We start from the raw sequence: 5,183 nt of genomic DNA, 5'->3' as shown, positions 1-5,183 counted from the left end.
GTCCTGGCTGGCTGACCCTGAACTGGATTGGGTTTCCGGGCGCAGCACACCGCATAATTTTGGTCCTTCACTTGCCGTTGAGCATCGCCAAGAGCTTGTCGGGCGGTCGGAACCGACCGGCCCTGAGGTTGGGAGCTGAGGTGACGCCCAGAGCCTCCAGCTTCTCGGAAGGATCCGCTCGTAGGTAGGCCTCCGTGCTCTGCAGGCTAGCGTGACCGAGCCATAGCGCCACCTTGCGGATGTCACGCGTGGCCTGGAGCGTGTGCATCGCGCAGCTGTGGCGCAGGACGTGCGGCGAGACCTTCTTGCCGATGATGGAGGGCTGGACGGCTGTAGCGATCTCAATGTGCTTGGCGAGGATGTACTCGAACCCTGAGCGGGTCATCGCCCGGCCGGTGCCGTTGAGGAACAGCGCAGTATCCAGGCCCTGCGGACGGACGGCGAGCCAGGCTCTGATCGCGGCCGCCGTCTCGCGCCATAATGGCAGGATCCGCTCGCGTCGGCCCTTGCCCATGACGTGGATGCTGGCCGGCGCCCTGGCGTCGAACTGATCGACCCTGAGCCCGACGAGCTCTGACACGCGCAGGCCTGCGGCGAAGCCGAGATGCAGCATCGCCCTGTCCCGCGTGCCGGAGAGCGTGCGGGGATCCGGAGCGTCCAACAAGGCCTGGATCTCGGCCCGTGTCAGTGTGGCGACCAGCCCCTCGTCGATCTTCTTCATCGGGATCGCATGCACTCGCAGGGCCTGATCGAGGCAGGCCGGCAGGCGGTATTCCAGGAACCGGAAGAACGATTTGATGGCGGCCAAGCGGGCGTTGCGCGATCGCGCAGTGTTCCCGCGCTCCTGCTCGATATGTTCCAGGAACGCCAGGATCATCGGCACGTCCAGCTGTTCGACCTCCAGCCGCGAAGGCCGCGTCTCAAGCCGACGCCCGGCGAACGTGACCAGTAGCTGGAAGCTATAGGCGTAGGCTTCGCAGGTGTGCGGACTGGCGCGGCGATCGCGGGGCAGATGCTCGCGGAGGAAGGCAGCGAGAGGTGGGGCGAGCGCCGTCATTGCACCTCTCCGCGCTGCAGCGCTTCGCCGGCCTCGGCGATGTGGGTCATCAGCGCCGGGCTTGCCTGGAGATACCAGTAGGTGTCGGTGACATGGGCATGGCCGAGATAGGTGCTCAGCGCGACAATATGCCGGGACACCGCCGCGGCATTGCGGGGACACTCCTCAAGAGATCGCACGGCGAAGGTATGGCGCAGGTCGTGGATCCTGAGCCCGCCGCGGCCTGACGATCCGCGAAGCCCGATGGAACGCGCCAACCGCAGGAAGATGGCGATGACCGTGGGATAGGCCACTGCCTCGCCGGTGCTGCCGATCAGCAAGGCGTCGCTCTCGGTGGCGAGGCGCAGCCGGACCGCCAGATAGGCCTCGAGCGCGCGTCGGGTTGACGGATGCAGTGGGAGCAGCCGGCTCTTCTTGAACTTGGTCTTGTCGATGATGAGGCCATCATCGGTAATATCGGCGAGGCGCAGCGCGAGGGCTTCGGATATCCGCATGCCGGTCGCGGCGAGCAGCCCGAACAAGGTGGTGAAGGTCAGGGGCCGGATCGTCCCGGCCGGTGACAACGCCGCGGCGGCGGCCATCAAGCGGCGGATATCGTCCTGGCTGTAGATGTAGGGGATCCTGCGAGTGAACAGGCCGCGCCCGAGCGCATCGGCTGCGGGGATCTCGTGCCGCCCGTCCTCTGCATGCATCGCGATCGCGAAGCGGCGGACTTCGAGGAGACGGTTGCGCCGTTGTTGTGGCGACGGCGCCTCCACAGCCCAGGCCAGAATACGTTCCGCGCTGATGACCTGATCGCCGCGTGCTTCGGCGTAGGCCACAAAGTTGCGCAGGAGCAGCGACTGGGTTCGGAACTTGAAGCCGAGGGCGTGGTGAAGGCTGATGTGCCGGTCCAGATCGTCACTCAGCATGACGCTTCTCCCGGCCAGGGCTGGGCGATCGTCTCGAGCATGGACACATCGACCTTGGCGTAGTGCGCCGTCATGTCGAGCGAGCGATGGCGCAGGACGGAGCCGACGGCCTCGAGCGTCGCGCCGGCGCGCAACATGGTCGTCGCGGCGGAATGACGAAGAAGACTGGCGCCCTTGGATGGAGGGTCTTTGACGCCGGCCTCTCGCAAGGCCCGGGCGACAACCCCCGCGATCGAAGAGGACGTTGTGAACGGCCGATAGGGGGCGATCGATCGCAGGAACAGCCGATCTTCCGTCACCGCCGGCCGCCCGCTCTCGATGTAGGCCAAGACCGCGTCGCCGACGTCCTGCGGCAGCGGCAGACATACGCCCCGCCGGCTCTTGCCGCAGACACGCACCGTGCCGGCGGCCCAGTCGAAATCGTCGAGGCGCATGCTGCAGACGTCGCCGGCGCGAAGGCCGAGCCGCCCAAGGAGCAGCAATACCGCCCGGTCGCGAAGGCCGAGCGGCGTGGCGGTGTCGCACGAGGCGATCATCCGGTCGACGTCCGCGGTCGGCAGATAGCGCGGCAGGGCCGAGAGCCGCCATTGCAGGACCGGCGGCACGGCCTGGTCCAACCCGGGGCGGCATAGGCCGGACGCGGCGAGGAAGCGCAGGTATCCTCGCAGCGCGCTCGTCATTGTCCTGATGTGGCTGGGGGAGCACCGCTGCGCTTCGGCGCGCACCGCGGAGCGGATCGTGGTGGCGCTATAGGCCTGCGGATCCTCACCAAGGGCGGGCAGCAACCGCTTGATCATACGGCCCTGTCGCCAGACCGACCGGCCGGACAGGCCGCGATGGACCGAGAGCCATCGCTGATAGTTCGAGATCTGCGGATGGACGATCTCCGCCCCGGCACAGGGCGGCGGTGGGGCGATCCCGCGATCGACGAGATACGCAACGAACTTGCCCGCCCGCCTCGCATACTTCGGCGAGACGCTCTTCCACCGCCGGGACCCAGCGCACTGGCAATGATGGCGGGCGAAGCGATCGACTGCACCCGTGCCGACCTCGTCCAGCCGCACGCCTGCATCCAGGATCCATGCCGCGAAGTGCCGCGCGGAATCCGTGTAGCCGCTGATCGTCAGGCGGCTGCTGGCCCAAAGCCGCGAGGCTGACCCCAAACCCTGCAATCAAAGGGGTCAGGAAGCCGGCGTCCATAGGGCCCGACTTCGGCGACTTCCTCTTCGTGATGGCCATATCGTCTCTCCTTGAGATGCATTGCGCACCTCAGGGAGGACCTAATTATGCTGACAGCAAAAGCTGCTGGAGCGCCCACAACACTTTGATATCGTGCGTATGTGCTGACGCCGACCAGCCAGGACTCCGCATAATCCTGCGCTCCGCATAATTGCGCTTATGCAGAGCTCTGCATAAGCGCAAGGGCTTCGCCGGCCTGGCGCTGGTGGTGCAGGAGACGCTGAASCACGATCCCCATGGCGGTCATCTCTTCGTCTTTCGCGGCCGGCGCGGCGATCTGATCAAGGTCGTCTGGCATGACGGCCAGGGCGCCTGCCTGTTCTCGAAGCGACTGGAGCGCGGCCGCTTCCTGTGGCCGTCTCCGGCCGATGGCGTCGTCACGATCACACCGGCCCAGCTCGGCTACCTGCTTGAGGGTATCGATTGGCGCATGCCGCAAAGAACCTGGCGTCCGAGCGCCATGGGCTAAGGAAAAGCCCTTGCAAGAGGCGGTGGATGTGATTCCATCGGGACGTGCCAGCCCCTCCTGAATCGCTTCCTGCCGACCTTGCCGCCGCCCATGCGATGATCCTGGCCGAGCGCGCCGCGCGCCTGGAGGCGGAGGCTACGGCAGCCCGGGCTCAGGCGGCGAACAGCAGCACGGACGCGCTGATCGCGCGGCTCAAGCTGGAGATCGAGAAGCTGCGGCGCGAGCTGTTCGGCACGCGCTCAGAACGCAAGGCGAGGCTCCTCGATCAGCTGGAGAGCAGCTCGAGGATCTGGAGGCCGATGCCACGGAGGACGAGCTGGCGGCGGAAGCGGCCGCGCGATCGACGAGTGTTGCCGCCTTCCAGCGCAAGCGGCCGGCGCGCAAGCCCTTCCCYGAGCAGCTGCCGCGCGAACGCGTCGTGATTGCCGCGCCCGAGAGCTGCCCCTGTTGCGGCTCGCTCAAGCTGGTGAAGCTCGGCGAGGATGTCACAGAGACGCTGGAGGTGATCCCGCGTCAGTGGAAGGTGATCCAGACGGTGCGCGGGCGCTTCTCCTGCCGGGCCTGCGAGGCGATCACGCAACCACCGGCGCCGTTCCACGTCATCCCACGCGGCCATGCCGGACCGAACCTGCTGGCGATGATGCTGTTCGAGAAGTATGGSCAGCATCAGCCGTTGAGCCGTCAGAGCGAGCGCTATGCTCGGGAGGGCATCGATCTTCCCCTGTCGACGCTGGCCGACCATGTCGGCGCCTGTGCGGTGGCGCTACGGCCGCTCCATGCCCTGATCGAGCGCCATGTCATGGAAGCCGAACGGCTGCATGGCGACGACACGCCTGTGCCGATCCTGGCGAAGGGCAAGACCGAGACCGGCCGGGCCTGGGTCTATGTSCGCGACGACCGGCCCTTCGGCGGCGCCGATCCGCCYGCGGTGCTTGTTCCGGGCCTCGCGCGACCGCTCGGGCGGTCATCCCGAAGAGCATCTGCGCGGCTTCATCGGCCTCCTGCAGGCCGACGCCTATGCCGGCTATAACCGGCTGCTCGCCCCCGACCGCCGGCCCGGGCCGATCCTGGAGGCGCTGTGCTGGGCCCATGCGCGCCGCAAGTTCTTCGTGCTGGCCGACATAGCCGCCGGCGCACGGCGTGGGCGCAACGCCACGCCGATCTCGCCGATCGCCTTCGAGGCCGTCACCCGCATCGATGCGCTGTTCGACATCGAGCGCGAGATCAACGGCATGGCCGCTCCCCGGCGCCTTGCTATCCGCCAGGAGCGCAGTGCGCCTCTCGTCGCTGCGTTCGAAGCCTGGATGCGCGAGCATCGGACCACGCTCTCCCGCCATGCTCCCGTGGCCCAGGCCATGGACTACATATGTGGAACGACCCGCCAAGCAAGGGCTTTTCATTTTCAGACGGTTTCATCACACGGGAACGGTGCGGTCATATGTCCGGCCTATCAGCGCGGCTTTAGTTAGACCGCTGGCCTCGATGAAGTCCGCGATGCGAGTGGCTG

General features: G+C 66.9%; 4 protein-coding genes and 1 pseudogene. 2 read left to right on the top strand and 3 right to left on the bottom strand.

Annotated elements, in window-relative coordinates; genetic code table 11:
* Positions 1-67: 67 nt before the first annotated feature.
* Genes AC1D34_RS33840 through AC1D34_RS33830 form a run of 3 tightly spaced genes read right to left on the bottom strand, consistent with a single transcriptional unit; the run spans position 68 to position 3,032 of the window.
* Complete coding sequence (locus AC1D34_RS33840; protein ID WP_476826603.1) at positions 68-1,057, bottom strand: tyrosine-type recombinase/integrase; 990 nt, start codon at positions 1,055-1,057, stop codon at positions 68-70.
* Positions 1,054-1,968 (bottom strand): tyrosine-type recombinase/integrase, encoded by a 915-nt coding sequence (locus tag AC1D34_RS33835; RefSeq protein ID WP_476826602.1) that lies wholly within the window; start codon positions 1,966-1,968, stop codon positions 1,054-1,056. Before AC1D34_RS33835 ends, AC1D34_RS33840 begins: the two co-directional genes overlap by 4 nt.
* Positions 1,962-3,032, bottom strand: a complete 1,071-nt coding sequence (locus AC1D34_RS33830; protein ID WP_476826601.1) for a tyrosine-type recombinase/integrase — start codon at positions 3,030-3,032, stop codon at positions 1,962-1,964. The genes AC1D34_RS33835 and AC1D34_RS33830 overlap by 7 nt, the downstream gene beginning before the upstream one ends.
* A 326-nt stretch (positions 3,033-3,358) precedes the next feature.
* Between AC1D34_RS33830 and tnpB the strand changes: the two genes are divergently transcribed.
* The gene (tnpB, locus tag AC1D34_RS33825; RefSeq protein WP_476826600.1) at positions 3,359-3,676 is read left to right on the top strand and encodes an IS66 family insertion sequence element accessory protein TnpB; all 318 of its coding nucleotides are present in this window, start codon (positions 3,359-3,361) and stop codon (positions 3,674-3,676) included.
* A 95-nt stretch (positions 3,677-3,771) separates the two neighbouring features.
* Positions 3,772-5,043: pseudogene (tnpC, locus tag AC1D34_RS33820) on the top strand (IS66 family transposase); the annotation flags it as partial.
* Positions 5,044-5,183: the final 140 nt, after the last annotated feature.

It is taken from the genome of Allobosea sp. P1_A7 (assembly GCF_056406775.1).
The sequence above is the reverse complement of the archived record's forward strand: the minus strand, read 5'-3'. Positions and strand labels throughout refer to the sequence as shown.

Bases quoted from the DNA above. Each gene is read 5' to 3' on its own strand.
- AC1D34_RS33835 (WP_476826602.1), bottom strand. From the start codon at position 1,968: ATGCTGAGTGACGATCTGGACCGGCACATCAGCCTTCACCACGCCCTC.
- AC1D34_RS33840 (WP_476826603.1), bottom strand. From the start codon at position 1,057: ATGACGGCGCTCGCCCCACCTCTCGCTGCCTTCCTCCGCGAGCATCTG.